We start from the raw sequence: 26,829 nt of genomic DNA, 5'->3' as shown, positions 1-26,829 counted from the left end.
TGAAGACGCCCTGCGGCAACGCCCGTATCTTGGCGCCATGACGGACGAGGCGGAGTCAGGGCTCCATCTGAACCGCAGGGGCGACACATCGGACCTGCCCCTGGAGCGACGAGTTCCCCGCCAGAGGACCTGCTCTTGCTTCAGTCAGTCCCGGCCGCAGCCGCGAGCCCGAGTCGGATTCCACGGCGAGCGGCAGGACACCTCGGCTCCGGGCTGGCGCCACTTGCTGGAGCTGATCGACGAGGCCGCCGCCGACGGGCGCGAAGAATTCCGCCCCCTGACCCAACTCAGTCCGGAAGAGCGGCAGCAGATCATCACCCTGCCACCGAGCATCGCCCGACTGACGGCGGTCAAGCACTTCGTGCTCTACGGCAGCGATCTGGTCCGGATCCCGCCCGAGATCGGTGCCATGGTCAGCTTGGAGAGGTTCACTCCGTACACCTCCTACCGGCTGCACTGGTTCCCCTACGAGATCACCCGATGCCCGAACCTGACCCAAAGCACCGTGAGCACGCGTGCGTTGTTCGGCAACTACAAGCTGCGACCCCCGTTCCCGCAGCTACGGCCTTCCCTGGACTCCGTCGCGGACCTCGAGCCAGGAAACCTGGACCCTCGGCGCTGGGGCGCCACCGTCACCCACGGCTGTAGTGTCTGCGACCGCCCGATCGAGCAGAGCGGACTCCATCAGGTGTGGATCTCGCTGCGCGTGGCCACCGACGTACTGCCCCTGCTGGTCAACGCCTGCTCCGCGGCCTGTGTCACCGCCCTGCCCGGCGGTGCTCGCGGCTACAACCTCGTACCCCACAAGGGCGGCCGCGTCCACCAGCCGGCAGCCGCCTGGGATTGACCAGCCAAACCTCACCTCCTCCACCGGCCGGTCGAGGGGTGATCAGGCCAGGGTCTGTGTCAACTCACCGCCGCGCGCAGAGTGGACGACCCTGCCGTGTGCCCCGTTGACGATCGGCATGTACGGCGGGACATGGCCGCATTCGACGTCGGCGATGAGAGGCACTCCGAGCGAGCCGAGGGCGTCGAGGATCGCCTCCCGGTGACTGAGGGAGCCGTGGTCGCGCGCCTTACTGCGGCCCACGAGGATCGCGTTGGCGTGGTCGAAGAATCCGGCGAGACGCATGCCGTGCAGACTCCGGCAGATGCTGAAGACGTCGCTGCCCGCGTCCTCCACGTACACGAGGAGCCCTTCCGGAGCCTCGGCGCGGGCGAAGGCGGAAGTGTCGAGATACTTCGTGCCGGCCAGATGGCACAGCGCCTCGATACAGCCTCCGATCAGTCGGCCCTCGGCCTCCACCGCTCCGGTGCCGTCGAGCCGGGTCCACCGGCCCGGGGCGTCGAGGGTGAACTCGCGGACCTCCGGATCACCGACGAAGTCGTCGAATCCTGTGGTCCGGTGCCTGCCTGGCGGACGCTGAGTGAACCGGTGGCCCGCAGGCGCCGCCACTATGTCCAGCCACGACAGCAGCCCCTCGGGCACGCGGTACGGCGTGTCCATCAGGTTGTTGCCGTGGAGCGTCGCCGTCCCGGTGAGCAGGGTCAGCGGGGTCATCAGGGTCGAGATGTCCGAGAACCCGACGAGCCACGTCGGCTCCGCGGCCCGTAGCCGGTCCCAGTCCAGGAACGGGACCAGGTCGATGGCGGTCTCCCCGCCCCAGGGCGGCACGACCGCGTGGATGGCTGGATCGGCCAGCATCGCCATGAGTTCGTCCGCGCGGTCGGCGGCCGGGGCGCTCACGTGTCCGGTGCCGTCCATGCAGGCCCCGACCACCACCTCGTAACCGCGCGCCCGCACCTCACGGACGGCGACCTGGAGCCGTTCGCCCATCTCCTTCGGGACACCGCTGGAGGGAGCGGTGACGCCGATACGGTCACCGGGGCGCAAGGGGCGCGGGAATCGCACTGGCATGCCCGGGATTCTGGCACGGCGTCCCCACCCCTGGGACAGCAAAGTCGAGGAATGCGGCGGGGACTGCCCCTCCACAAGGATTCCACAAGGTCGCGCCCTACGGTCCGCTGGTCTGCTCGATTCCAGGAGGACCCGTGTTCATGCAAGGCCGACGACACCGCCGCCCGGTTTTACGTGCCGCCGTGGGCGTAGGACTGGCCGCGTCACTGCTCGGGGCGTGCTCGAGTTCGGCCGGCGCGCCGGCTCAGGGCGGTTCGGCCGCCGGCAGCGGTGCCGGCCGGGGCAAACCCAACATCGTGTTCGTCCTCACCGACGACCTGGCGACGAACCTCATCCCGTACATGCCGAACGTCAGGCAACTCCAGAGGGACGGGATGTCGTTCAGCGATTACTACGTGACCGACTCCCTCTGCTGCCCCTCACGTTCGTCCATCCTGACCGGTCAGTTCCCGCACAACACCGGGGTGTTCACCAACAACGGCAGTGACGGCGGCTACCAGGCGTTCAACCGCAGGGGAAACGAGCGCAAGTGCTACGGGCCGGCCATGCAGAAGGCCGGCTACCGCACCGGCTTCATGGGCAAATACCTCAACGGCTACGAGCCCGCCGACACCAACGGCACCGACAAGCCGTACGTACCGCCGGGCTGGGACGAGTGGGACACGGCCGGCAACGGCTATCCCGAGTTCAACTACGACCTCAACGAGAACGGCAAGGTCGTCTCCTACGGGCACGATCCCGAGGACTACCTCACCGACGTGGTGTCGCGGAAGGCGACGTCGTTCATCGACTCCTCGGCCGCGGCGAAGAAGCCGTTCATGCTGGAGCTCGCGACCTTCGCGCCGCACGGCCCCTCCACCCCCGCTCCGCGCGATGCCGCCACGTTTCCGGGCCTCAAGGCTCCGCGGACCGCCGCGTTCGACACCCCGCCCTCGCCCGGGCCGAAGTGGCAGGACTCGCTGAAGCCGCTGTCCGACCGGGAGAAGCGGTCGATCGACCAGAAGTTCGCCAAGCGGGTGCGCTCGGTGCAGGCGGTGGACGACATGATCGGACACCTGCGCGCCGAGCTGAAGGCCAAGGGCATCGCCGACAACACCTACATCGTCTTCAGCTCCGACAACGGCTTCCACATGGGCGAGCACCGTCTGCGGCCGGGCAAGCAGACCGCGTACGACACCGACATCCGGGTGCCCCTCGTGGTCGCCGGGCCCCGTGTGAAGCCGGGCTCGACGACGTCGCAGCCGACGGAGAACATCGACCTCAGCCCGACGTTCCAGGACCTCGCCGGACTCACCCCCGCCGCCACGACGGACGGCCTCAGCCTCGCCCCGATCCTGCACGGTGAGCGGGTGGACGACTGGCGCCAGGCCGCCCTGATCGAACACCACCGGCCCGGCTCGAAGAAGGGCGACCCGGACGCGGCACCGACCGACAGCGGCAACCCGCCCACCTACGAGGCCATCCGCACCCCCGACACGCTGTGGGTGGAGTACGCGGACGGTGAGCGCGAGTACTACGACCTCAAGACCGACCCCGACGAACTGCACAATCGCGCGTCAGCCCTCTCGCATGACCAACTCAAGCGCCTGCACGCGACACTGACGGCTCTTCAGCACTGTCACGGGTCCACCGCCTGCGCGAAGGCGTCCCGGATCGAGCGGTGACCCCGGCCTCCGGGGGCGACCGGAGCCGCGAGCGGGGCCGCGACAGGGGCCGCGGTCACGGCAGTCCGTGACACGACCTCACCCCACGCGGCCCACGCCCGTCTTGCTCCTGTTGTCGCCCCGGACTACCGGCCGGTGTCCTGGTATGGAGAAGCGCAGTAGTCGACGTGGTCGATGACCACACACGCCGTGAAGAGGACGATCGGATTGCTTCGGATGTCGGTGGTTTCGGTGCAGAGGCCATTGCCCCTGGAGTCATACAGCGTCTGCGGGTCCCCGACCTTGCGGTAGTACCGGACGGCGACCCCGTATCCGTCCGAATCCGTGTCGCAGACCCGGACAGCGCCGTTCGCGCCATAGGAAACAGCCCTGGCACGCATGTCAGCGCCGTAGACGACTATGGAGGTGCGGTCGGCGGCCTGCGCCGGCGCCGACAGCACCAGCCCGCCTAACAGAGCCGCACCGGCGGTCAGTGCGCGAGTCGTCTTCCGATACCTGGTCATGGTCTTCCCCTTCTCGTCGGCCCGTCGGGCCTGAGGATCCCGCGCGGCCTGTGCCGCCGGGTTTGGCTGGTCCGGCCGTATGACCTGCCGGACATCGAGCTTCTCGGCCGCGAAACTCCGTCCTGGATCTCTGTCATGGATCTCTGTCATGGAGGGACGAGGACTTCGCCGGGTCCGGCGGCGATGAGGTCCGCTGCTGTCGAACGGCCACGCCGTCCCCCGCGCTGCGCCGCCGCCCCCCATCTGTTCGACAAGACTGGCCGCCCAGTTGTCTGCGCCGCGGCTCGTCGCCTCGCAGCGCGCGTTCACCGTGCTGCCGTCGCCGTTCTCACCTCGCTCCGCTGGGTGCGCTCTTCCGCGTCCGCCAGCCAGAAGAGAATCGGCGGCAGACCGAGCTCGATCGACGCCAGCACGATCTGGAACCAGTGCGGCCAGCCGTGCACGGCGAGCGAGAGCAGCCGGCCGATGCCGCCCAGCAGGAAGACGCCGGCCAGCCAGCGCACCGCGCGGGCCGGGATCGGCCGCTGCTGGGCGGCCCACAGCCACGCCAGCCCGTAGCCGACGAAGCTCGCCCCCATGAACCGGCCCCAGCTGTCGACCGTCGTGCCGGCGGAGGCCGCTCCGGGGATCGCCGCGTTGCCGAGGAGCACGTGGTACAGCCCGATCGCCACGCTGGACCAGCCCATCAACCGCGTGAGTGTGCGCAGAGCCCTTGCCATGATCCCTCCGAGATGTCTCGGTGGAGCTAAGTTGACATGCGTCTACTAGACTGGATGCGCTAGTGGACACATGTCAAGTAGTCTTCGTCCGTGCCTCCCCGCCAACGGCTCAGCCCCAGCGACCGCCGTGCCCAGCTGCTGTCCGTCGGAGCGCGGCTCTTCGCCGCTCACCCGTACGACGATGTCTTGATGGAGGAGATCGCCGAAGAGGCGGGTGTCTCCCGAGCCCTGCTCTACCGTCACTTCTCCAGCAAGCACGTCCTCTTCGCGGCCGTGTACCAGCAGGCCGCGGACCAGTTGCTCGCCGAGACCAGGCTCGACCCCGCCGACTCTCTGGTGGATCAGCTCATCCAAGGCATGGACGTCCATCTCGACTACTTCGTGGCGAACCGCCACGCCGTCCTCGCCGCGAACCGCGTGCTCGCGGGCGATCCCGTGATCCAGACGATCATGACGAACGAGCTGGACGCACTTCGTACGCGGCTGCTGGCCGTACTCCCCCTCGCGGACGAGAGCACCAAAGAGGCCGTGTCCGGCGTACTGAAGAGCTGGCTGGTTTTCGTTCAGGTCCTCTGTGTCGACTGGCTCACCCAAGAGACCTGCACCCGCACTCAGTTGCGGGACGTGTGCATCGGCGCGGTGCTCGGCGCGCTCCGGCCGTTGCTCTCCGAAGACCCGGCCCTCGACTGGTAGTAGAGGCAGCACCACCGGCGTCGACGTACTCGGTCATGCGCTCGGCCGGGTGCGGGGAACGGGGCTCAGCACCGGGCGGGCGCGCTCCTCGGCAACGCCCTCACCGGGTCCACAGATGAAGGGCGTTCTCGGTCGCGGACAGGGTGTACCAGGTGCCGTCGCCGAGGGCTCTCGGCGGACCAGACACCTCGAAGGGATGGACGAGCGGCTCGGCCTGCTGCATCAGGGTCGTGTCGACGAGCCAGTGCCGACCCGCACCGAATTCCTCGTCGCTCTCGGCCGTCCCGACAACGACGGTGTCCTCGTCGAGAAAGCCCCCCTCGTAGTCGAAGAACGCTCGTGACTCGTCGTCCTCGAAGAGGTCGAATTGCTCGGCTTTCAGAGCGGGATGCCCGGGGATCACGTCCGCGCTCAGTTCGGCTTCCACCGTGCCGTCCGCGGTCCGGTGGAGGGCCAGGGTGTCCTGGTCGTGGGTGACGGTGAGAAGGCGGTCACCGCTGGGGCTCACCGCCAACAGGACACGGTCCTCGTCACCGAAACTGTCGACGGTCAGGGCATGGCCGTCCCACCGGCCCCATCGCAGCGGGGTACCGTCTTGGCCCTCGCCGATGCTCAGACCCATCTGCCCGGGGTCCGGGTGCGGCACATGGTCGGAGCCGGCGGCCGCCGTATGCGTACGGGCCCGGCCCAGCACGGTGCCCTCTCCCGCATCGATGACCAGCCACTCTTCCGTATAGCGGCCGCGGACGGGTTCCTCGTGCGCCAAGGGGCCGCGGATGTGGGCCCACACGAGCGTCCCGTCTGCGGAGAAGGAGGCCGAGCCGCTGCCGTGGTATCGGTGATGGCCACGGTCGTGCGCGTATTCGGCAACGCTCTCGTGTCCCGCGCAGTCCGCCCAGCAGCGGTGCCGTAGTTCCCAGCGCGTGCTGCCCGAGCTGTCGACGGCCCGTACTGCGTGCGGGCCGGTGAAGACGGCCAGATCGCCGGCAGGCGACACCGCGTCCTCGCCGAAGCGGCGTGGCCAGGGGGCTGGAAAGCGGACGACCGGATCCGTGGCCGACGGCTCGAGCCTTTGCACGATCAGCTCCGTGTCGCCGCGCTGCACGAGCAGCCGGGCGGCGGACCGTCCCTCCAGACGCGGGGGGTCGTCGGCTCTCGAGAAAGCCAGTGGGGCGGCGATCGTGGTGATCAGTCGAGCAGGCTGCGGCACGAGGACTCCGACGATGGGGACTTGTCGGCACCTTACGGCACCGGCCGTCGGCCAGGTCTGCCGAGACGGGAGCATCGTTGATGCCGCAGGCCAGGTCGCCGATCAGATGGCGTGGTTTCGGGGCGTCAGCCGAGCGATCTCCCGTATCCGCGAGCTGTCCTCCGAGTTCTCCGTCCGAAAGTCGTACAGGACGAACGCCAGCCCGAGCAGACCCTCACCAACGCCATCCCGGCTTAGCCCATGACCAACGTGTTCCGCCATCCGACGGGCGTCAGCGACGCCCCGTGGACGAGGCCGTACGCGATCGCGGTCAGCGCGACGCTCACCGGCAGCGCGAGTGCCGCCCACGAAAACCGCACGTCCCAGCTCCGCCCGCTGGTGCCCCCGGTTCCTCCCCAGTCCGTTCCGGTGTGAGGCCCACCCCTGGTGTGGCGATCGGCTCGCGGAAGCCGCACGAGTCCCGGCCCGGGGCGCTCCGCATCCGGTTCACCTGTCGTCGGTGTTCCGATCACGTGGCGGCCGCAGGCCGAGCTTCTCCAGCAACCGCAACATCTCTGAAAGGTCGGGGCGGCGCTCGGCGACGGTGGGGGCCGGCGGCTGCTCGGCGAGCAGACGGGCCACCCCGTCGAGGAGGACCTGGGGGCGCTGAAGTCCTGCCTTCGGTTCGACGACCTGCCGAGCGGGCATCCCGGTCAGTTGTGTCAGGTGGTCTGCGGCTCCGGGGACGTGCGGGCCGGTCAGCAGCAGCCCGCCGGCCGTCGCCTGCCGAACGGTCTCCGGCGGCGCTTCACCCAGCACCTGCTCCACCAGGCCCATCACCCGCCGGTAGGCAGGGGCCACTGCGGCGGTCCGCAGTTCGGTCGGCGTCAAGGTGACCGTGCCCGGCGGTGAAGGCGAGACGCGATCCTCGGTGATCAACGACCCGTGGACGGGCCCGGGCCGGGGCACCGTTGGCGACGGCGCGAACGCTCCGCCGTGAACGACGGAGGCCCATGCCTGCTCCAGGCCGGCATCGAGCCGGTGCTCGGCCCGCAGATGTTCGACCACCGCCTGGGCCAGACCTCGCGTGCCACCGCTCTCCAGGGCACGGGCGATGACCTCGCGCCCGGCGACGACGGCGACCGAGGTGTGCAGCCCGTCCTGGTGCACCACGACACACGCGGCCGGCTCCGGGTCCGTGCCGGCACCGACCAGGGCGGCCACCGTCTCGTCCACCACCGTGACCACTGCCGCCGGCCACAGCTCCTGGACCTTGTCCACGGCCGGCTTCACTCCGTGATGTGCGTAGGCTCCGGGTGCCACGAGGACCACCGAACCGATCGGCGCCCACAACTGCGCCGGCTTCACAGCACCGGCCAGGACCTGCGCCGCGAGCGACGCGTCCGTCCCCGGGCCCGGATTCCAGGCCAGCTCCAACACCACCTGCGAGAAACGGGCGTTCCGCCCCGTCACCTGCACCCGTATCGCGTCCAGAGCCCACCAGAGCACGCCGCCACCCCGCACCGTTTCCTGTGCGGTGATCGTAGACCGTGTCTGATCTGGCCGGCCGAGGTTGTGTCGACGCGGTCCCCGTGCTCGCTGATCGCGGACGCCTCGATAGGCCGCAAGTCAGCTGAAGCCCTGCTCGGTGAACGCACAACCTCCGCGTTCGGTAGAGGACAGCACCTGCCGGGACACGAGTCTCGGAGGCCGCCGGAGGTACTGATGAAAGCCAGAGGCCCGGAACTTCAACTCGAACGCGTTGCCTTCGATGTGCCAGAGCGGAATGTGTGCAAAGTTCGGGCGGGCGTCGTCCGTGGCCAGCCTGTGCACGCTGTCGACCTCCAAGTCCAGGGCCACACCCTTGAAGTCGAGGTCGCCCTCAAGGTCGAAGACGTCGTCGAAGACGAGTGTTGCCGGAGAAACCCAGAACGAAAAGTGTTTCGCGGGTGGGACGGGGTGGACCCAGCGGACGATGTAGTCGAGGTCTAGGAGGAGACGCGGCAGGATGTCGTCGGTCGGCTGAACGGACAACCCGTGGATGGTGACGTCATGCCACCCCATGTCGTCGAAATCTGCGTCGCTCCAGGTGCTCTTGGTCAGACCTGATTCCTCGTGACTACCGTTGCCCATGTCCGCATCCAAGCAGACACCGCAACGGATGCAGTCGCCGGCATGGCGCGGCAGTCAGCGAGCGTTTTCAGCGTTGCCCTCTCCAGGGTGGGGATGGCTTTCGCGATGACGTAGGCGTGGACGGTGCCGACGGATATCCCGAAACCGGTCGCGAGTCGGGCGAGGGTCTCGTGACGACGCAGGTACACCCGCGCGATCAACGCACCCTGGTGCGGGGGGAGTTTGCACCGTCGGTCCCCCTCACGGGTGACGATGAGCATCCTGACCCACTCGACCAGACGTGAGGGAGGTCGAGTGCGGCAGGATAGAGCACCAACGAGGCTCCTGCGCTGGTGGGTTGAGACTTCGAACACGCCCCAACGGCATGGGAGCCTCGTGCGTGGCGTATCCCGGTGGCGTCACCCGATCGGTAGCCTTCCGGAAGACTCATTGACGCCAAGTCGCTCCGAAAATCGGAGCGTCACGTCGACGCAGACACGACGATCACCACGCGAGTGGTGAAGACTGGACAGATGCGTCACGATCCCGGCGGACTCCTGTTCATAGCACTCGGTCTCGCACTTGTCGCCGTCGGCCTCGTCTGGCGGGGAGGTGCCCTGCGCCCCCTCTCGGTGAAACGGGCCCAGGCGGCCATGATCCGGGAGCGATCCAGAAACCTGCTGCGTTCTGCGGACATGGCCATCGCCGAAGCGCGTCGCCGGACCGCACGCGGTGAACCGGCCATCGTCACGGTCAAAGACGTGACCAGGGTGGCATGTCAGCACTACGGGCACCTCTTCGTGGAGCGCGAAGAAGCAGCTGCCGCCCTCCGCCGGCGTTACGAAGCCGCCGACTGCCGGGTGGACTGCATGACAGACGCTTACAACTGACTGCCTTCCCGGCAAGTGCTTCATGCCATGGGTACCAAATCCGTCACCTGCTCGGTGGTCGCACCGAAAAGGCTCAGTCATCCGTTTGGCGCGCTGCGCTCCGCCGGGCGCGCTCCCGATGTGCGCTTCAGGCGCCCGCTCCTCGCCATCCACCACTGCCGCTGGGCATCCCGATGTCCCGCCTGGGAGAAACTCCCGTGGAGCCTCTGCCTCATTTCCCGGGCGGCATTCTGCCGCTCTGCATACTTTGAGATCGTGGCGAATCTACCGGCCGTACGGCGGCTCGCCGAGAGCGTGGTTGAGACGATTGACCACTTCGCTGACGGTGAAGTCCCATCCAGTCAGGCGCGGTCCGCTCCAGTTGATTCCCACTCGCAGGTCTTCCTCGACCAGATCCGGCAGAGCCGCGTCGCGCCATTGATCCAGCGGCATTGAAACCGCTCGAAAATCAGGACCCCATAGCTCCGCGGCGCGCTGGGCACGGGCCTTCGTCGACCAGTAGGGGAAAGCCTCGTGCCCGGAAGTAGCGACCGGAACCGGGCAGCCTTCGTCGTCTCGAACCCACCAGACGGTACGAGTACGCGCGACGTCACGGAAGAAGGCCGCTGCCTGAGCCCCACTCACACTCACTGAAATCTCCTAGATCTTCCCGGCCTCGCCGGCACCTTCGACTTGAAGGGCCTGCCGCCTGTCGACGTCCTCAACAAGACGAACGGCTGGGGGTTCCAGCCTGGCTCCGGCTCCGGCTCCGGCTCCGGCTCCGGCTCCGGCTCCGGCTCCGGCTCCGGCTCCGGCTCCGGCTCCGGCTCCGGCTCCGGCTCCCCACAGCCTGCCCCACGACGTGCACCACACCGCGGAACGCCTGGTAGGCCAGTACGACTCTCAATGCCAACGACTGCGACTACTGGATCGCCGACCTCATCGCCGAGGCCAAGATGAAGCGCGCACCCCAGATCGCCATGGCCACGATGCCGGATCCCGTTCCTCAAGGAGCTCCCTCACCAGCATGCCGTCCCGGACCAACCGAGACGACGAAGCCTTCCTACGGTGAGGCGGGGATCCGACTGTCTGCACAATGGCTCCCCAGCTGGCTTCGTTAGGCTCTCGGCAGGAGGGCTTCGCCTGCAAGTCGGGGCCAGGACGCTGGCCCCAGTCCCGTCACCGTGATTGCGAGGGGAACCAAGCTCAGGCCGATGACCTGGCCCGGGCCAGGTCATCGGCTAGCGGCACGGCTGGCCCGGGCCAGCTTCTTCCCCAGCAGTCGGCTCAGTCGAGATACACGTACTGGTCGATGTCCAGCGACGCTCCGGCCCGGGCCAGCCAGGCCAGCAGGTCCGCGCCCAGGAAGATGCCCTTCTGCTGCGGGTCCTCCGGGTCGGTGATCTCCTGGACGACCACGAGGGAGACAGCGGCGTCCGGCGAGTCGGCCAGGCGCCCCAGCGCCACGGCGAACTCCGGCCCCCAAGCCAGGATCGTTGGTTCGAGATCCTCCGGCCGCCCGGACTCGCCCCGGCCCCGCACATGGCGAATCCAGGTCGCATGCTTGCGAGGTGGGGACTGAGGGTGCCTGCGACTGCCGATCGCGGTCGCTTCGTCCGCTTCACATCCCAGCCGCGTGGAGATCTCTTGCGGCTGCAGAGATTCGCTGACCACCCTCAGGTACATCCGGAAAGCACTCACGGCCGGAACCTGTCAAGCGTCGGAACCAAGATCTCCCCGCACTTGCTCACGACGACCACTCTGCCCTCGCCGTCGCCTATCGCGACGAACCGCGACACGTTGTTCTTCCCGACCCTGTTCCTCAGAGCACGCACCCCAAGTCACCATTCGCCGGCAGGAGTCCGTGTTTCCCGCGGGGGTACCGGCCAACCCGCCCCGGATTTGCGCACGTTTCGAGCGCTTGATCGCAATCAGGGTAAGGCGTTACCTCCGGTCGTGATCAACTCAAATGGGCGTGCGTGGCCTTCCTGCTCCCGTGCCGTAGACCGTCGCCGGGCTGACAGGGCAGGGCACTGGCCCGACTTGACCTTCAAGTCGGGTCGAAGCTTTACCTTCGGCAGTGTGACGACCTACCGCATCTCGCAACTGGCCGCCCGCTCCGGCGTACCGGCCACGACACTGCGCTTCTACGAGGAGGCTGGGCTTCTGCCCGCGGACCGCACACCGTCCGGGTATCGGGTCTACGGCGAGGACGCGGTGGAACACCTGGCCTTCATCTCCTCGGCCAAGCTCCTGGGCCTGGCACTGGAGGAGATCCGTGAACTCCTCGCTGTCCGGGAGGAAGGGGTGTGCGCCTCCGTCCGGGCCCGGATCCTGCCGCTGGTCGCGGACCGGATCGCCGAGACGGACGGCCGGATCGCGGAGCTGCGCGCATTTTCCATGCATCTCACCGGCGTTCACGCCGATCTCTCGGCTCCAGCGCCCGCAGGAGCGTGCGGTCCGGACTGCGGCTGTACCACCGGCGGACCGGCGGCCGTAGCCGGGCCCGTGCCGATCATGCTGTCGCCTACGCGCCTCTCTCCGGAGTCAGAGCCCTGGCGGGATGCCCCGGTCGCCTGCACCCTGGACGCCGCCAAGTTGGGCGAGCGCGCCCAGCAATGGCAGCGGCTGATCAGCGAGGCACAGCGGCGCGAGGATCTCCCCGACGGCGCCCGCCTGATCTTCCCCGCCGACACCGAGCTGGCCGGCAAGCTGGCCGCGCTCGCCGCGGCGGAGCAGGCCTGCTGCGCCTTCTTCGACTTCACCCTGCGCCTGACCCCGACCGCCCTCCAGCTGGAAGTACGGGCCCCCGAGTCCGCCGCCGGGATGCTGGCCGACCTCTTCGGAGCAACCGTATGAGCCCCTCCTCGCCCCGCCCCTTCCGGCCCTGGGGCACGCTCGGCGTCGGCGCGGCCGTGGCCGCCGCCTGCGCGGTGTGCTGCGCCGGCCCGCTCCTGGCCGTTCTCGGTGGCCTGGGTGTCACCTCCGCGGTCGGCGCCTTGTGGATGCCCGCCCTGGCGATCCCGGCCATCGCCGCCGGGCTCGGCGTCCTCGTCGTACGGCGCCGACGCCGCAAAGCCTCCTGCCACACACAAGCCGCACCGGCCGACCTCGGCATGCCCACCCTGGGCCCGCCTCCGAAGTCGAGCGGCAGCCAGACCACCCGCTGAGCGGGCGCGCCGGCGGTCGGACACGGTGGCTCTGAGGACGGACAGAACGCGGCTGACGCGCTGCGGCCGCAGAGCACGAAGGAGCTTCTCGGGTCTCGCAGGAGGACCGCAGGACGTGGTTCAGCCGATGGAAAGCTGATCTTGAAGCGGTGGGTCGTGACTGTCGTCTTCCTGTCGCGACAGCCACTGCCCAGGGGTGCGTCGTAACTGCTCGACGGAGCGGACGAATTGGGGTCGTGGAGTGGTGAGGACGTAGGTTGACGGCATGGTGGAGGGGACGCACTCTGCGGCGCGGGTCATGTCGCAGGAGCAGCAAGGAACGGGGCGGCCTGCCGCCCGGCGTGAGAAGGACACGGGCGGGCTGGCTCGTTCGTCCTTGTTGATGGCTGTCGGCACAGTGGTGTCCCGGGCCACGGGGCTGATCCGCCAGGTGCTGCAGGCCGCGGCGCTGGGTACGGGTCTGCTGGCCAGTACGTACAACACGGCGAACACGGTGCCGACGAGCCTGTACACGCTGCTCATCGGCGGTGCGCTCAACGCCGTCCTGGTACCGCAGCTGGTGCGGGCCCGGGCGACGCAGCCCGATGGCGGGCGGGCGTACGAGCAGCGGTTGGTCACGCTCGTGGTGAGCGTGCTCGCGGTGGGAACGGCACTGGCGGTGTGGGCGGCGCCGCAGATCGTCGGCTTGTACATGCGGGACACCCCGAGTACACACGATGCGTTTCGGCTGACGGTGACGTTCGCACGGTTCCTGCTGCCGCAGATCTTCTTCTACGGGCTGTTCAGCATCTACGGGCAGGTGTTGAACGCCCGGGAGAAGTTCGGCGCGATGATGTGGACGCCGGTGCTGAACAACGTCGTGCTCGTCGGGATGTTCGCCGCCTACCTGGGGCTGATGACCGTGCCCGACCGGGTCGAGGACATCACCTCCGGCCAGGTGCGGCTGCTCGGGATCGGAACGACCGCGGGCATCGCCTTGCAGGCCCTGGCCCTGATCCCGTTCGCCCGGGCGGCCGGGTTCCGGTTCAGGCCTCGGTTCGACTGGCGGGGCACGGGCCTGGGCACGAGCGTCCACGCGGCGAAGTGGACGCTGCTGTTCGTCCTCGCCAACCAGGTCGCCCTGGCCGTGGTGACGAACTACGCCAACGCCGCCGACCAGGAGCTGCCGCAGGCGGGCGCCGGCTACTCGGCGTACACCTACGCGCAGACCATCTGGCTGCTGCCTCAGTCCATCGTGACCGTCTCCCTGGTCACCGCCCTGCTGCCGCGGATGAGCCGGGCCGTCGCCGAGGGCCGCATCCCGGAGTTGCGCGCGGACCTGTCCCGGGCACTGCGGATCAGCGGCGTGGTCATCGTGCCCGCCGCGTTCCTGTTCCTCGCCCTGGGCCCGCAGATCTCGTCACTGCTGTTCGCCCACGGAGCAGCCGACGCCGCTTCGGCCCGCCCGTTGGGGTACATGCTGCAGGCCTTCGGGCTCGGCCTCATACCGTTCTCCGCCCAGTACCTGCTGCTGCGCGCCTTCTACGCCTTCGAGGACACCCGTACGCCGTTCCTCATGGCGGTCTGGATCGCGGGCGTGAACATCGCTCTGGCCACCGCCTGCCACCTGTTCCTGCCCGCCCGCTGGGCAGTCGTCGGCATGGCCGGCTCCTACACCCTCTCCTACGGGGCAGGGCTCGCCCTCACCGCGTATCTGCTCCGCAGGCGGCTCGGGGGCCGCATCGATGACGGCGGTCTGCGCCGCACCTACGTGAAACTGTTCTGCGCCGCGGGTCCGGCTGCGGGGGTGGGCTGGGCCGCAGCCCGTGCGTGCGCGGGCCTTGGAAAGGGAACGTGGTCCACGGCCGTCGCACTGGGTGCCGGAACGCTCGTAACAGCCGCGGGATTCCTCCTTCTCGCCCGGCTGGTGAAGGTCGACGAACTGCGTCGCCTGCCCGGCATGCGCTGAGTCCGGGCAAGGCGGTGCAAGGGCGGATGCCTCATGGATGGTCCTGCGTGCGGTCGGCTGTGCAGGACCATCCAGTTGCTTTTGACGAAGTTCGTCCGGTCCCTGGCGTTGTCGATGCTCGTGCCGGTGAGGGCAGCAAGGGCTGGGGCAGGCGCGTCCGCCGCCAGAGCGCAGCGCGCGGTGTCGGGGGCCGCAAGGCCGCCCAGTCCAAGGCGTCCGAGCTTCGGGCACACACATGCTTCAGCAACTGCGGTCCAGGACAACCACTTCATCGCCCATGCCGATGACAAGGCTCGAGCCGACGCTGGTCACGCACTGGGCCCGCGCCGGCAGTGCGATCTCCTCCCGGATCTCGGCCGATGCAAGATCCCAGATGTGGACCGTACCGCTGCTGTCCAGGGTGACGGCCTCCCTGCGATCGTCTCGCTCGGCGCAGGTCACCGCGACGACCGCAGACGGGTGTTGGGGAAGGGTGGCCCGCAAGGTGCCGTCCGTCAGGTCCCACACCTGTACTGCGGTGTCGTTGCCGCCCACGGTCAGTGCGTGGGGGCGGCCGTCGAGGACGGTGGCGGCGAGCGCCCGGATCCAGTGGTGCCCTGTGCGCATCGTGGCTGTGACGCGTCGGCCCTTCCCGGTGACCCTCCACACCCGCAGTACGCCGTCTTCGCTGCCGGTCAGGAGGTGAGGGCGGCCGTCGACGGTGACGGGCTCCAAGGCCCGCACCGCCGACCGGGTGCGGTCGGTGAGGAGTGGGCGCTCCGCGTCCTCGTCCGGATCCCACACGCGTACGGTGCGGTCCTGGTCGGAGGTGGCCACGTGGGGATGTCCGTCGACGTCCACCCACGCCACGGCCTCCACGCGGCTGTCGGGGCCGGGGAGATCCCGAAGTACGCTCCCTGCGGCGAGATCCCAGACCCGTGTGACGCCGCAGGAGCCTCCCACCGCGGCGTAGGGGCTGCCGTCGACCGTCGTGCACACCAGCGCCTCCACGCTGTCTCCGTGGGACAGGGTGCGTCGTTCGGTCCCGTCGGCCAGGTCCCAGACCCGTATCGTGGTGTCGCCGCCGGTGACGGCATGCGGGCGTCCCTCGACGGTCACGGCGTCCACGGCCTGCACGATCCCGGTATGACCCTCGCGCTTCGAGGACGGGACCGCGTCACCCAGATCCCATACGCGCGGGCTCGCGGAATGGCCGCCGCTCACGGCGTACGGGCGTCCGTCGACCTCCGTACAAGCCAGCACGTCCACGTAACCCTGGTGTCCGGTCAGGACGGCGCACTCCGTGTCCTCGGTCAGGTCCCACAGGCGAACCGTGCAGTCACCGCCGGCGGTCAGCACATGGGGACGTCCGCCGAGGTCGACGCAGCTCACGGCGGATGTCCATGAGGTTTGCCCACCCAGCACGGCACGCTGCGAGCCGTCGGTCAGGCACCAGACCCGGGCCTCGCCCTCGCCGCCGCTCCCGGTGACGGCGTGGGGGATGCCCTCGATCACCGTGCAGGACACCGAGTAGACGGCGGACGTATGACCGGTGAGCACGGCCCGCTCGACGCCGTCCTCCAGGTCCCACACCCTCACCGTGTTGTCACAGCCCCCGGTCACGGCGACGGGGCGGCCGGTGACCTCGGCGAAGGCCACCGCTCGTATCTCGTCGGTGTGACCGGGCATTCGCCGGCGTTCCGATCCGTCGACCAGGTCCCACAGCCGAACCACACCGTCCTCTCCCCCGGTGACGGCGTGCGGCCGGCCGTCGATCACCGTGCAACCCACCGCCCGCACCCAGCCCTTGTGACCTTTGAGAGCGAACCGCTCGGCCCCGGTGTCCAGATCCCACACCCGTACGCCGCCGGAGCAGGTTCCGGTGACCACATGGGGACGCCCGTCGATCTCCGTGCAATCCAGTGCGTAGACCCCGTCGTCCTCGGTGATGACAAGGCGTTCCGTACCGTCCACCAGGTCCCACACGCGGACCTTCGAGTCGTAGCAGCCGGTCACCGCGTGGGGACGTCCGTCGATGACCGTGCACGCGGCGGCGTCCACGCCCAGTCCTGTACGGGTGAAGCGCAGCGCGGGATGGATCACCGAGCCGGTCGCCCAGCGGGGTCGCCATGGGCGGCCGCGGGACAGCGTCCGGGCGAGGTCGGTCTCGCCGTGGCGCGCGGCGTCGATGGCGAGGATGTCCCGTCTTTCGGGCGGGGTCGCGGTGGCATGGACGTGGACGGACGCCCGGTAGATGCTGCGCCGGACCTGCCCCCGGGTGGAGCCGGAGGCGTTGATCGCGCGGAGCAGGCCCGGCGGGTCCGCGTGCACCAGATAGTCGGCGTCCTCCAGCACCTCGTCCAGGAGACCGGCCGCGGCAGCGTGAGCGGCGAGATGGTCAACGATGTACGGTGCGGCAGCCGACCAGTCTCGGTGCCCGCTGTCCCCGTCGCGGGGAACCTCGGCCAGCAGGGCGTTCGTGATCGTCCGTTGCGTCTCCCGCTCGACTGACCGATCTCCCGGGGAGCGCAGCCGGTAGAGAACGCCCGCCGGTGTCTGCGTCTCGACCAGGAGTTCGCCGACCCGGTCCCGGAATTCGCTCAGGTCCTGAGCCGTCCATGGGTGACCTGACAGGGCACGTGCCAAGACCAGCCACAGAGCAAGCGGCAAACCCGTGCCCTCGGCGAACGCCAACGGCCGTGCCAGCGCGGCTCCGTCATCGGAATCCAGCGTCGGTCCCCCGACCCCGTTGCTGTCCGCCATCGCCACACGCTCCTCGCAGCCCGCCCACGACTCCGTGCCTCCCTGAAGGCGGTCGGGGTCATCAACCTGGCCACGGATGCTACAGAGGGCCACTGACACCGGCAGCGGAAGCGTGTGGTGCGCCTTTGCGGCTCCGACGGCCAAATGTGGGGAGTGCAGGCGGACTTGAGCGGCCGGGCAAGGGCAAGGACGAGTATCGATCTTCTGATCAGCAGGACGCGGGAGTCGCGGGGATGTCGTCGCGGGCGCCCGACAGAGATGCGGCCACAGCAGCCTCGGCATGAAGGCGCGCGGTCGGAAACACCGGAACGGGACTGTCCCCAGGGCCGATGAGAAGCTCGATTTCCGTGCAGCCCAGGATGATGCCGTCCGCGCCGGCAGCGACGAGGTCCTCGATTACCTTCCGATAGGCGGTGCGCGATTCCTCCCGCACGACTCCGAGGCAAAGCTCCTCATAGATGACTTGGTGCACGAGAGCGCGCCCGTCGGCATCCGGGATGCGGACGTCGAGCCCGGCCGCTTCGAGACGCCCTCGATAGAAGTCCTGCTCCATCGTGAACGCCGTGCCCAGCAGGCCGACCCGGCGCAGGCCCGATGCCCGCACGGCGTCGGCGGTGGCGTCGGCCAGGTGCAGCAGCGGGATCGACACCGCCGCCCCCACCACGTCGGCGACCTTGTGCATCGTGTTGGTGCAGATGAGCACCATGTCGGCGCCCGCCGCCTCCAGAGACCGGGCGGCCGCAGCCAGGATCTCGCCGGCCTCCGCCCAGCGTCCCTGGACCTGCAACTGCTCGATCTCCGCGAAGTCCACTGAATAGATGACGCATCGCGCCGAATGAAGTCCGCCGAGCCGGTCGCGCGTGAACTCGTTCAAGAGCCGGTAGTACTCCGCGGTCGACTCCCAGCTCATCCCGCCGATCAGCCCGATCGTCTTCATCGCCCCGCTCCTCTTGGCTCCGAGTGGCATTCCGATCTCCACCCAACATCTTTCCATAAGCCAAATAAGCCAATCGATTGACTTTCATAAGCAGTACTTTGACCGAGTAGGGTCCGGACGAATCCGATGATGCGGATCCCGTCGAACCGACGTCACCGGCCCTCGGCGCGTTGAGCGACCGGGCCTGGAACCAGGGTGTGCCGGGGGTACGACAGCCTCCGGTGCGACCGGCGTCAAGCGGTGTGACCGGCGTCCGGCCAGAGGTCATTCCCGTACGCCTGCCGGCTCCACGGCCCCACGCCGCAGGGAGAGTGCGGCCGAAGCGACCGCCGAGATCACGGCGAGTACCGCGCACGCTCCCGTGGCCGCCGCGAGCGTGGCCCACGGGAGCTCGGGAGACGTCCGTACCGAGAGCAGGGCCAGTGAGCCCCACATGCCCGCCAGGTTGAGCACGGTGACCAGCGCGCCGAGCAGTCCGCCGACCAGGACCACCATCAGCGCCTCGGCGCCCACCAGCCGCTGCACCTGCCACCTGGTGGCGCCGGCCAGTCGTAGCACAGTCAATTCGCGAACCCGGTCGGAGGTCGCCATGATCATCGTGTTGGCGAGCGAGATACCGGTGTAGAGCAGAGCGATTCCAAGCACCAGGATGAGGCCCATCCGGGTCGTCCGGTTGGTCGCGGGATACACGGCACGCACCCAGTCGTCCTGGGTGAGTACCTTCCCGCCGGACACCCGCACCGCCTGACGCAGAGCGGTGGTCACGATGCCGGCGTCGGCACCGTCCTTGAGGCGTACGTCGATGCGGTCGACGGGGGCTGCGGGGGCGTTGCGCGGCGTGATGTAGACGCCGTTGTCGCCGGTGCCCGTCGTCATGACCGCGGCGATCTTCAGGGACTTTCTCGTACCGTCACCGAGCCACACGTCCACCCGCTCCCCCACGGCGTGCTTCTCCCACTCCTCGTTGACGATGATCGAGTCGTCGTCCAGGTCGCTCACCTTGCCCGCAGCGAGCGGCAGATGCGTCATGGCCGCGAGCGGTCCCGGCTCGACGGCCCTGGCATCGGACCTGATGAGTGCCGCGCCTTCCTCCAGGACGTACACGGCGCTCGTCGAACTCGCCGAGACCTCGGTGCCGGGCACGGCTCGAAGTCGCTCCAGCGTCGCTTTGCCGAAGCCGGTGTCCCGCGCCGCCGTGACCACGAAGTCGGCGGCTGTCCGATCGCGTATCTCGGTCGCCTTCGCCGCGTCGAGGGTGGCGGTGGCGCCCAGCAGCGAGCCCGCCAGCGCGACCGTGACCAGGACGGGCGCCGCGACGGCGGCGGTTCGGCGGAGCCCGGTGGCGGCGTTCTCCCGCGCCAGCATTCCGCCGGCGCCCGGCAGCAGGGCCGGAAGCCACGCGATGAGCCGGGTCAGTGGCCGCACCAGCACCGGCGCGAGCAGCGCGACCGCGCTGATCAGGAGCATCGGCCGGCTCACATAGGTCTTGCGGTGCAGCAGGTCGCCCGGGTCCGTCACCAGGTCCAGGGCCGGCGTCGCCACGGCTGTGATCAGCAGGACCGCGCCGAACAGCCTGCGGCCCCATGGCATCGGGCGGGTGTCGACGGACGCCTCGCGCAGTGCCTCGGCGGGACCGGTGCGCCCGGCCCGCCAGGACGCGGCCAGTACCCCGCTCAGGGCCCCGAACAGGCCCGTCCCGAAGGCCAGGGGGTAGGGCCAGGTGGAGGCACCGATGGTGAACCAGCGGGGCGCGAGGCTCTCGGCGACCGTCCACTCGGCGAGTCGGGGAGCCCCATAGGCACCGAGCACACAACCGGCGGTCGAGGCGAGCACACCGACCGCGAGCGCCTCGTACACGACCATGCGACGGATCTGGCCTGGGGTCGCTCCGGCGGTGCGCAGCAGCCCGAACTCGCGGCGCCGCTGGGCCACCGCGAACGCGAAGGTCGACGCCACGACGAACACCGACACGAACCCGGTGACGCCGCCGGCCGTGCCGAACATGGCGTTCATCGCGGTCAGGGCCTCGCCGTCCCGGTCCGGATCGGCATCCGCGTACCGGCGTGCATTCCCGGTGAGGACCCGGACACCGGCGCTGCCGCGCACCGCCTCGCGCACGGCCGCCGCATCGGCGTCGACCACGAGCTGGAGGCTGCGCGGCGACAGTTCGGCGGCGCGGGTGTCGGTGTAGAACACGGCGTTCTCGAATCCGAGCCCGGCCACGGTACCGACGACACGCACCACGCCGCCGTCGGTCCTGACCCGCGTACCGGGACGGGCCCAGTCACCGCTGACCACGACCTCGTCCCCGGCCTCGGGCGCACGTCCCGCGTCGAGGCGGTACGGCGCGAAGGCCGCCGTGGACCAGGGGTGGCCCACCAGATCGGCGGGACCGCCCTCGGCCCGCACGGCGAACGACCGGTCCTCGACGACGGTCCCGAGGTCCCGCAGCCTCGCGACCGCGGCGTCGGGCACGGCTCTCGGCTGCGCGAGCTTCCGGGTGCGCTCGCCCCTCGCCGTGGGCACCTCGAGGGTGTCCCGACCCTTGACGACCACCGGGGCGGCGGCGAACCGCTCCGGCCTCCGGTCGGGAGCATCTCGTGAGGACGCCAGGGCCAGCCCCATCACGGCGATCAGTGCCACGCCCAGGGAGAGGGCGAGGAAACTGCCGACGAAGGTGGCCCAGCGGGCGCGCAGCGTACGCAGGCCGGTGCTCAGCACGGTGCCGCCTCGAGCCTGGTCATGTGCGCCGCGATGTCCTCGGCCGGGGCGCCGTTCAGTTCACCGTTGACCCGGCCGTCGACGAGGAAGACGACGCGGTCGGCGTGGGAGGCGGCGACGGGGTCGTGGCTGACCATGATGATCGTCTGGCCGTCCCGGTCGACCATGTCGCGCAGCAGGCCCAGGACTTCGCGGCCGGTCCGCGAGTCGAGGGCGCCGGTCGGTTCGTCGCCGAACAGCACTTCCGGGCGGGTGATCAGGGCGCGGGCCAGGGCAACGCGCTGCTGCTGGCCGCCGGACAGCTCCGTCGGGCGGTGCCGCGCACGGTCGCCTAGTCCGACCTGCTCGAGCACCTCGCGCACCTGACCCTTCCGCGGACGGCGGCCGGCCAGCCGCAGCGGCAGGGCCACGTTCTGCTCGGCGGTCAGCGAGGGCAGCAGGTTGAAGGCCTGGAACACGAAGCCGATGCGCTCGCGGCGCAGCAGGGTCAGCCTGGTCTCGCTCAGCCCGGTCAGTTCGGTGTCGCCCACGGTGACCGAGCCCGACGAGGGCCGGTCCAGGCCCGCGGCGCACTGCAGCAGGGTCGACTTGCCGGACCCGGACGGTCCCATCACGGCGGTGAAGGTCCCTCTCGGGAAGGCGAGCGATACGTCGTCGAGGGCGGTGACGGACGCCGCGCCCGAGCCGTATCGCCGGGTCACGGAGCGCAATCGGATCGCGTCCTTGGTCATGTGTGTGCCCACCAGCACCTTCTCCTCGGCTCGTTGATGCCCCCACGAAACCCGGAAAGCCCCTCGTGACGCAGTACGGCCAGAGCGAGACTTGGGGTAGGGCCAGGCCTACCCCCGATACGGACCCTGGGCCGATGGCGGCGGACCGGTGCGGACACCTACGGTCGTGCCCATGCACGCTTCCCATGTGTGGCAGGCCATGTCCCGGCCGCGCTTCCTGCTGTCGGCCTGGCCGTTGCGCTCCGCCGCGTATCTGCTCACCGGCGCGGTCACCGGCGTCGCAGCGCTGGCGGGGATCGTGACGGTGGCCACGGTGTGTGGTGCGCTCGCCATCGTCCTGGTGGGGCTGCCGTTGCTCGTCCTGGTCCCTTTGAGCGGGATCCCGATTGCCACGGTGGAGCGACGGAGGCTGCGCCTGATCGACCGCACCCCGGTGTCCGGCCGGCACCGGGTGCTGGCCGCGCCGGGACTGTCGGCCTGGCTGACCACCCGGCTGCGTGAACAGGCGACCTGGCGGGAACTCGGCTACGCCCTGCTGTTCGCCGTACTGCTGTGGCCGGTCGACGCCCTGGCCGGCACGGTCGCCCTGCTCTGTCCGCTGTCCATGGTTTTCACCCCGCTGCTGATGGCAGCGGTCGCGGACGGCCATGAGGTGAAGGTGCTGAAACAGTGGACGGTCACCACATGGCCGGCGGCGTTCGGCGTCGCCGTGCTGGGCCTGCTCCTGATGGGTGTGGGCGCCTACGTGCTCGGCGTCACGGCTGGCGCTCGCGCCGAACTGGCCCGCCTGCTGATCGCCCCCCGTGAGGGCGAACTCGGCGCCCAGGTGGTCGAACTGGCCCGCTCTCGCGTCCGGTTGGTCGAGGCATTCGAGGCCGAGCGGCGCCGTATCGAGCGCGATCTGCACGACGGCGCGCAACAGCGTCTCGTGGCCCTCGCGATGGCCCTCGGGCTGGCCCGCCTCGACGCCCCGCCCGGTCCGCTCGCCGACCAGCTCGCCAAGGCCCACCGGCAGGCGGGCAAGGCGCTCGCGGAGCTGCGCGAACTCATCCACGGCATCCACCCCAAGGTCCTCACGGACTACGGTCTTCCCGCAGCGGTCGCCGACGCCGCCGACCGCTGCGTCATCGCCGTCCACATCGACCTCGAACTGCCGGGCCGGCCACCCCAGGCGGTCGAATCCGCCGCGTACTTCGTGGTCTGCGAGGCGCTGGCCAACGCCGTCAAGCACAGCGGGGCCGACCGCGTGCGGGTGAGCGGTGGGCATCGCGACGGACGCCTGTTCCTCGAAGTCCGCGACGACGGCTGCGGCGGCGCGGACGCGTCGGCGGGCAGCGGCCTCACCGGCCTCGCGGACCGGGTGTCCGTCCTGGATGGCAGACTTGCCCTGACCAGTCCGCCGGGTGGACCGACTCTGTTGCGTGTGGAGTTTCCTTGCGAGTTGACCAGGGCCGCCGATCGCTCCGCGTAGTGCTGGCCGAGGACAGCGTGCTGCTGAGGGAAGGACTCGTCGGCCTGCTCAACCGCTGCGGCCACCAGGTGGTGTCGGCCGTCGGGGACGCACGGGCGCTGATCGCCGCGGTCGAGGAGCATGACCCCGACATCGTGGTGACGGACGTACGCATGCCGCCCGGTTTCCAGGACGAAGGGCTGCACGCGGCGGTGCGGCTGCGCGAGAAGCGCCCCACCCTCCCGGTCCTGGTCCTCAGCCAGTACGTGCAACGGACCTACGCCGCCGAGCTCCTGGACTCCGGTGACGGATCGGGCGTCGGCTACCTGCTCAAGGATCGAGTCGGCCAGGTCGAGGAGTTCGTGGAGGCGCTCCACGAGGTGGCGGACGGCGGGACGGTGGTCGACCCCGAGGTCGTGCGCCAGCTGCTGCGCCGCCGCCGCGATCCGCTGGAGCAGCTCACCCCGCGCGAACGCGAGGTGCTGGCGCTGATCGCGGAAGGCAAGTCCAACGGCGCGATCGCCAAGGACCTCGTCGTGTCGGAAGCGGCGATCGGCAAGCACATCGGCAACATCCTCACCAAGCTGGACCTGCCTCCGACGGACACGACCCATCGACGGGTCCTCGCGGTCCTCGCCTACCTGCGGGCCTGAGCTCCACGGGGTGCGCACCGGGCGGCCTTACGGCGTCCATGGTTGCCTGCGTGCCGCTGCCGGTCCCGGTGCCGGTGCCCCGGCGACCTCGTCGTCGAGCAGCTGATCGGCAGAGGTTTCCTCCGCTGTTCCCTCGCCCGCCAGGCGGACCGCGGCACCCGTTGGAGGAACGCTCAGTGTTCCCACACCTCCGGGCCGCCGCCCCGCCAGTCGATCAGTGTGGAGACCTCCACCCAAGCCGGGTCCGGGTCATTCAGGCCCGCCCGACGCAGGAACTCGGCGATGTCCCGCAGTGAGTAGGCGAGCCCGAGGATCTCCCCGTCCATCCGCACACGTCGACCGCCCTGCTCGTCGGGCGGGTAGACGACGATCGGCAGCGTGGTCATGAGGTCAGGCTCGCCCGAGCCGGGGAACGATGCGCGGTGGACTACACCACTCGGGTGGGGCGGAGCGTGTGGTGCGCTCTACATGTGATCCCAGGTGCCCGGGGTGGCGTACTGGCCCGCGAGGCTGATCCGCAGCCCGGCCAGGACCGCCTCCTCGCTGAAATCCTCTACGCCGCACGCCTCGGCGAACTCGTACGGGTCGAAGTTGGGGTCTTGGTAGCCCAGGACCTGGGCGACGACGAGCATCACGTTGGCGCGCACGCGGTTGGCCTCTTCGCGGGTGAGGACCTCGCCGGCCCGATCCGTGGCCCGCCGGTGCCCTGCCCTGTCCGCCCGGTACGGGGCGTCCGACCAGTCGTGGTTGAAGATCTCGGCGGCGAACTCGATGCCAAGACGGGACAGAGCCATCGGGTTCCCCCTTTCGGTGAGCTTGGCCCCTGATCACGACGGCCACACCGAGCCTATGCATGGACCTGGACATTCGCCGCTCAGAAGCGTGACCCTGGGGCGCGTTCCACGGCCAATCGCGCACGGGCTGGCGACTCGGGACCGCTCCGCTGCCCCGAGGATGATCACGACGGCTGCACGAGTCCCTGGACGTACCCATCGATGGTCGCCGAGGCGTCCTGACCCATGGTCCACCTCCTGATGTCCTACAGCCAGGCAGTGCCGGTATCGGATTGGGCCGTCCGACTGGCCCGGAGCCGCGGATTGGTCCGCGTCGACCCACCACCGCGCCACCGCACGTGGAGATGACGAGCTCTGGGTGGCGGTGACGCGCAAGCCGGTCCTCACGTCCCGGCTTCAACGTGAATGTGACCCACGTCTCTCTCGAATTCGGCGTCCCGATGTCACAAACGGCTCTGCTGCTCTGTCTGGGCTCCAGAAGACCTCGTCAACCTGGGTCGGGCCGCGTTCGTCGCCGGCGGCCGCTTCGGCTCCGCACCACTTGCCGGCTGACCCACGCCCCGTTCCGCCCGCTTCGGACAGAAAGACCACTGGCATGGAGATCCTCCGGTACGTGTTCCTCGTCTTCCACCTCTTCGGGTTCGCCGCGATCCTGGGCGGCATCTTCTACCAGCTGCGCGGCAAGGACCCCGTGACCGGCGGATACATGGTGACCAGCGCGGTCGTGCAGTTGGTCACGGGCGTGGGCCTCATCTGGACGCGCCTCTCCCTCGACCTGCCGGTGTCGCACGCGAAGATGGGCGTGAAGCTGGCGCTCGACGTCCTCGTGGCTGTCATCGCGCTGAGAGGAATGCGTACCCGAGCCGCGTGGGCCTTCTACGCCGTGGCCACGGTCACGGCGGCCGCGGTGGTCGTGGCCGTCGCGTGGACGTAGACGGCACCCCTCCCTTCGCCCGGGGGCACCCCCGGGCGCAGCCCGCAGCAAGCAGGTGCGGCCCGCCGCTCGGGGGATGTCGGCGGACCGCGCCCATGTGTCAACGGTCCCACGGGTGAGCCCGGGATGCCCGCATCCGGCGCCGACACCTGGAGGCGGTGTCGCAAGCGCCGTCTGCGACGATCGTTTCCGTGGACTATCCGAACGATCAGGACCCCGGCGCCCCCGTCCGCTCCGGTATTCCGGAGCACGGCCGCATCCCCAAGTACTACGCGGTCAAGGCGCACATCGCCCGGCTCGTCGAGGAGCTGGGCGAAGGGGGGCTCCTGCCCACCGAGCGCGACCTCTCCGAGAAGTACGAGGTCGCCCGGGAGACGGTACGCCAGGCCCTCCGCGAGCTGCTGCTCGAAGGGAAGCTGCGCCGGCAGGGCCGTGGCACGGTGGTGGCCGGCCCCAAGCTGGAGCAGCCGCTCTCGCTGGCGAGCTACACCGAGGGCGTCCGGAGACAGGGGCGCACCCCCGGACGTACGCTCGTCTCCCTCGACCGCTTCCCCTGTCCCGAACCGCTGGCCGCCGAGGCGGGACTCCGACGCGGGGAGCCCGTCTGGCACATGGAGCGCGTGCTGCTCGCGGACGATGAACGGGTCGGCCTGGAGAGTACCTATGTCGCGGCGGGCCGGGTCCCGGACCTCGACCGCGACTTCGACCCCGACTCGTCGTTCTACGCGTACCTGAACGACCGGCTCGGTGTCGCATTCGGTGACGCCGATGAGCGGATCGAGACCGTGCTGGCCACCCCGCGCGAGGCGCTGCTGATCGGGACGCCACCGGCCCTGCCGATGCTGCTGATCCACCGGATCTCGCGGGACACCGAGGGTCTGCCGTTGGAGCGGGTGCGGACGCTTTACCGGGGAGATCGGTTCTCCTTCACCGCGCACCTCGGCGGCTGAATGGTCACCATGCGCCAGGGCGGCTGATCCGCACCGCTCAGCTCGGCGACCGGCCCCGGCGAGGGGCACCCGCCACGGACGTGCGCCCCGGCTTGCCCCGGCCGGTCAAACCACTTGAGGCGGGCTCCGGCC

26 protein-coding genes and 1 pseudogene are annotated in these 26,829 nt (G+C 69.6%); 12 read left to right on the top strand and 15 right to left on the bottom strand.

The window, feature by feature from the left end:
- Window positions 1-37: 37 nt before the first annotated feature.
- Window positions 38-847, top strand: a complete 810-nt coding sequence (locus tag IO36_RS39525) for a leucine-rich repeat domain-containing protein (protein WP_245173654.1) — start codon at window positions 38-40, stop codon at window positions 845-847.
- Between the two features lie 42 nt (window positions 848-889).
- Here the strand turns inward: IO36_RS39525 and IO36_RS39520 are convergent, their stop codons facing one another.
- On the bottom strand, window positions 890-1,918 hold the full coding sequence (locus IO36_RS39520) for a S66 family peptidase (protein WP_037627858.1): 1,029 nt from the start codon (window positions 1,916-1,918) through the stop codon (window positions 890-892).
- A 182-nt stretch (window positions 1,919-2,100) separates the two neighbouring features.
- Here IO36_RS39520 and IO36_RS39515 point away from each other — a divergent pair, with 182 nt between their 5' ends.
- Window positions 2,101-3,582, top strand: coding sequence for a sulfatase family protein (locus tag IO36_RS39515; RefSeq protein ID WP_245173653.1), 1,482 nt, complete (start codon window positions 2,101-2,103; stop codon window positions 3,580-3,582).
- A gap of 125 nt (window positions 3,583-3,707) precedes the next feature.
- On the opposite strand, the gene IO36_RS39510 is transcribed toward IO36_RS39515, so the two are convergent.
- Window positions 3,708-4,235 carry a hypothetical protein gene (locus IO36_RS39510; protein WP_158997755.1) on the bottom strand — a complete coding sequence of 176 codons (528 nt, stop codon included), beginning with the start codon at window positions 4,233-4,235 and terminating at the stop codon, window positions 3,708-3,710.
- Window positions 4,236-4,390: 155 nt separating this feature from the next.
- Complete coding sequence (locus tag IO36_RS39505) at window positions 4,391-4,804, bottom strand: DUF4345 domain-containing protein (protein ID WP_037627853.1); 414 nt, start codon at window positions 4,802-4,804, stop codon at window positions 4,391-4,393.
- 90 nt (window positions 4,805-4,894) lie between these two features.
- Between IO36_RS39505 and IO36_RS39500 the strand changes: the two genes are divergently transcribed.
- Window positions 4,895-5,497, top strand: a complete 603-nt coding sequence (locus IO36_RS39500; protein ID WP_037627851.1) for a TetR/AcrR family transcriptional regulator — start codon at window positions 4,895-4,897, stop codon at window positions 5,495-5,497.
- Window positions 5,498-5,597: 100 nt separating this feature from the next.
- On the opposite strand, the gene IO36_RS39495 is transcribed toward IO36_RS39500, so the two are convergent.
- Window positions 5,598-6,707 carry a hypothetical protein gene (locus tag IO36_RS39495; RefSeq protein ID WP_037627848.1) on the bottom strand — a complete coding sequence of 370 codons (1,110 nt, stop codon included), beginning with the start codon at window positions 6,705-6,707 and terminating at the stop codon, window positions 5,598-5,600.
- Between the two features lie 240 nt (window positions 6,708-6,947).
- Between IO36_RS39495 and IO36_RS47235 the strand changes: the two genes are divergently transcribed.
- The gene (locus IO36_RS47235; RefSeq protein ID WP_158997753.1) at window positions 6,948-7,121 is read left to right on the top strand and encodes a hypothetical protein; all 174 of its coding nucleotides are present in this window, start codon (window positions 6,948-6,950) and stop codon (window positions 7,119-7,121) included.
- Window positions 7,122-7,193: 72 nt separating this feature from the next.
- On the opposite strand, the gene IO36_RS39490 is transcribed toward IO36_RS47235, so the two are convergent.
- The 3 genes and pseudogenes from IO36_RS39490 to IO36_RS45490 all read right to left on the bottom strand — a co-directional run.
- Window positions 7,194-8,195: a rod shape-determining protein gene (locus IO36_RS39490; protein ID WP_037627846.1), complete on the bottom strand. Its 1,002-nt coding sequence runs from the start codon at window positions 8,193-8,195 to the stop codon at window positions 7,194-7,196.
- Between the two features lie 120 nt (window positions 8,196-8,315).
- Window positions 8,316-8,819, bottom strand: a complete 504-nt coding sequence (locus IO36_RS39485) for a hypothetical protein (protein WP_037627844.1) — start codon at window positions 8,817-8,819, stop codon at window positions 8,316-8,318.
- A gap of 53 nt (window positions 8,820-8,872) precedes the next feature.
- Window positions 8,873-9,135: pseudogene (locus tag IO36_RS45490) on the bottom strand (helix-turn-helix domain-containing protein); the annotation flags it as partial.
- Between the two features lie 196 nt (window positions 9,136-9,331).
- Here IO36_RS45490 and IO36_RS39480 point away from each other — a divergent pair.
- Window positions 9,332-9,688, top strand: a complete 357-nt coding sequence (locus IO36_RS39480; protein ID WP_037627842.1) for a hypothetical protein — start codon at window positions 9,332-9,334, stop codon at window positions 9,686-9,688.
- Between the two features lie 264 nt (window positions 9,689-9,952).
- Here the strand turns inward: IO36_RS39480 and IO36_RS39475 are convergent, their stop codons facing one another.
- Both IO36_RS39475 and IO36_RS39470 read right to left on the bottom strand, forming a co-directional pair.
- Window positions 9,953-10,318 (bottom strand): DUF2750 domain-containing protein, encoded by a 366-nt coding sequence (locus IO36_RS39475; RefSeq protein WP_037627840.1) that lies wholly within the window; start codon window positions 10,316-10,318, stop codon window positions 9,953-9,955.
- A 636-nt stretch (window positions 10,319-10,954) separates the two neighbouring features.
- Window positions 10,955-11,353 carry a DUF4279 domain-containing protein gene (locus tag IO36_RS39470; protein WP_245173660.1) on the bottom strand — a complete coding sequence of 133 codons (399 nt, stop codon included), beginning with the start codon at window positions 11,351-11,353 and terminating at the stop codon, window positions 10,955-10,957.
- 396 nt (window positions 11,354-11,749) lie between these two features.
- Here IO36_RS39470 and IO36_RS39465 point away from each other — a divergent pair, with 396 nt between their 5' ends.
- The 3 genes from IO36_RS39465 (at window position 11,750) to murJ (ending at window position 14,785) form a co-directional block, all read left to right on the top strand.
- Window positions 11,750-12,526 (top strand): heavy metal-responsive transcriptional regulator, encoded by a 777-nt coding sequence (locus IO36_RS39465; protein WP_037627836.1) that lies wholly within the window; start codon window positions 11,750-11,752, stop codon window positions 12,524-12,526.
- A complete protein-coding gene (locus tag IO36_RS39460; protein WP_245173652.1) occupies window positions 12,523-12,837 on the top strand; it encodes a hypothetical protein in 315 nt (104 codons plus the stop codon). Before IO36_RS39465 ends, IO36_RS39460 begins: the two co-directional genes overlap by 4 nt.
- A gap of 265 nt (window positions 12,838-13,102) precedes the next feature.
- Window positions 13,103-14,785, top strand: coding sequence for a murein biosynthesis integral membrane protein MurJ (gene murJ, locus IO36_RS39455; protein WP_037627833.1), 1,683 nt, complete (start codon window positions 13,103-13,105; stop codon window positions 14,783-14,785).
- A 240-nt stretch (window positions 14,786-15,025) separates the two neighbouring features.
- Here the strand turns inward: murJ and IO36_RS39450 are convergent, their stop codons facing one another.
- The 4 genes from IO36_RS39450 to IO36_RS39435 all read right to left on the bottom strand — a co-directional run bounded on the left by IO36_RS39450 (window position 15,026) and on the right by IO36_RS39435 (window position 21,916).
- Window positions 15,026-17,527 (bottom strand): WD40 repeat domain-containing protein, encoded by a 2,502-nt coding sequence (locus IO36_RS39450; RefSeq protein WP_051901296.1) that lies wholly within the window; start codon window positions 17,525-17,527, stop codon window positions 15,026-15,028.
- 208 nt (window positions 17,528-17,735) lie between these two features.
- Window positions 17,736-18,464, bottom strand: coding sequence for an aspartate/glutamate racemase family protein (locus IO36_RS39445; protein WP_037627831.1), 729 nt, complete (start codon window positions 18,462-18,464; stop codon window positions 17,736-17,738).
- Window positions 18,465-18,728: 264 nt separating this feature from the next.
- The gene (locus IO36_RS39440; RefSeq protein WP_037627829.1) at window positions 18,729-21,185 is read right to left on the bottom strand and encodes an ABC transporter permease; all 2,457 of its coding nucleotides are present in this window, start codon (window positions 21,183-21,185) and stop codon (window positions 18,729-18,731) included.
- Window positions 21,179-21,916: an ABC transporter ATP-binding protein gene (locus IO36_RS39435; RefSeq protein WP_037627827.1), complete on the bottom strand. Its 738-nt coding sequence runs from the start codon at window positions 21,914-21,916 to the stop codon at window positions 21,179-21,181. The genes IO36_RS39440 and IO36_RS39435 overlap by 7 nt, the downstream gene beginning before the upstream one ends.
- Window positions 21,917-22,088: 172 nt before the next feature.
- On the opposite strand from IO36_RS39435, the gene IO36_RS39430 reads away from it, so the two are divergent.
- Window positions 22,089-23,387 (top strand): sensor histidine kinase, encoded by a 1,299-nt coding sequence (locus tag IO36_RS39430; RefSeq protein ID WP_037627826.1) that lies wholly within the window; start codon window positions 22,089-22,091, stop codon window positions 23,385-23,387.
- Window positions 23,387-24,019 carry a response regulator transcription factor gene (locus tag IO36_RS39425; protein ID WP_037627824.1) on the top strand — a complete coding sequence of 211 codons (633 nt, stop codon included), beginning with the start codon at window positions 23,387-23,389 and terminating at the stop codon, window positions 24,017-24,019. The genes IO36_RS39430 and IO36_RS39425 overlap by 1 nt, the downstream gene beginning before the upstream one ends.
- A 173-nt stretch (window positions 24,020-24,192) precedes the next feature.
- On the opposite strand, the gene IO36_RS39420 is transcribed toward IO36_RS39425, so the two are convergent.
- The gene (locus IO36_RS39420; protein ID WP_037627821.1) at window positions 24,193-24,405 is read right to left on the bottom strand and encodes a hypothetical protein; all 213 of its coding nucleotides are present in this window, start codon (window positions 24,403-24,405) and stop codon (window positions 24,193-24,195) included.
- A gap of 78 nt (window positions 24,406-24,483) precedes the next feature.
- Window positions 24,484-24,813, bottom strand: coding sequence for a hypothetical protein (locus tag IO36_RS39415; protein WP_037627819.1), 330 nt, complete (start codon window positions 24,811-24,813; stop codon window positions 24,484-24,486).
- 595 nt (window positions 24,814-25,408) lie between these two features.
- On the opposite strand from IO36_RS39415, the gene IO36_RS39410 reads away from it, so the two are divergent.
- Both IO36_RS39410 and IO36_RS39405 read left to right on the top strand, forming a co-directional pair.
- Window positions 25,409-25,747 (top strand): hypothetical protein, encoded by a 339-nt coding sequence (locus IO36_RS39410; RefSeq protein WP_037627817.1) that lies wholly within the window; start codon window positions 25,409-25,411, stop codon window positions 25,745-25,747.
- A 191-nt stretch (window positions 25,748-25,938) separates the two neighbouring features.
- On the top strand, window positions 25,939-26,697 hold the full coding sequence (locus IO36_RS39405; protein ID WP_037627815.1) for a GntR family transcriptional regulator: 759 nt from the start codon (window positions 25,939-25,941) through the stop codon (window positions 26,695-26,697).
- The last annotated feature ends 132 nt before the right edge of the window (window positions 26,698-26,829 follow it).

The sequence above is a fragment of the Streptomyces aureus genome, assembly GCF_000725495.1.
Lineage (GTDB): Bacteria > Actinomycetota > Actinomycetes > Streptomycetales > Streptomycetaceae > Streptomyces > Streptomyces aureus_B.
Note: the sequence above shows the minus strand (reverse complement) of the source record. Positions and strands in the feature narration are given on the sequence as shown.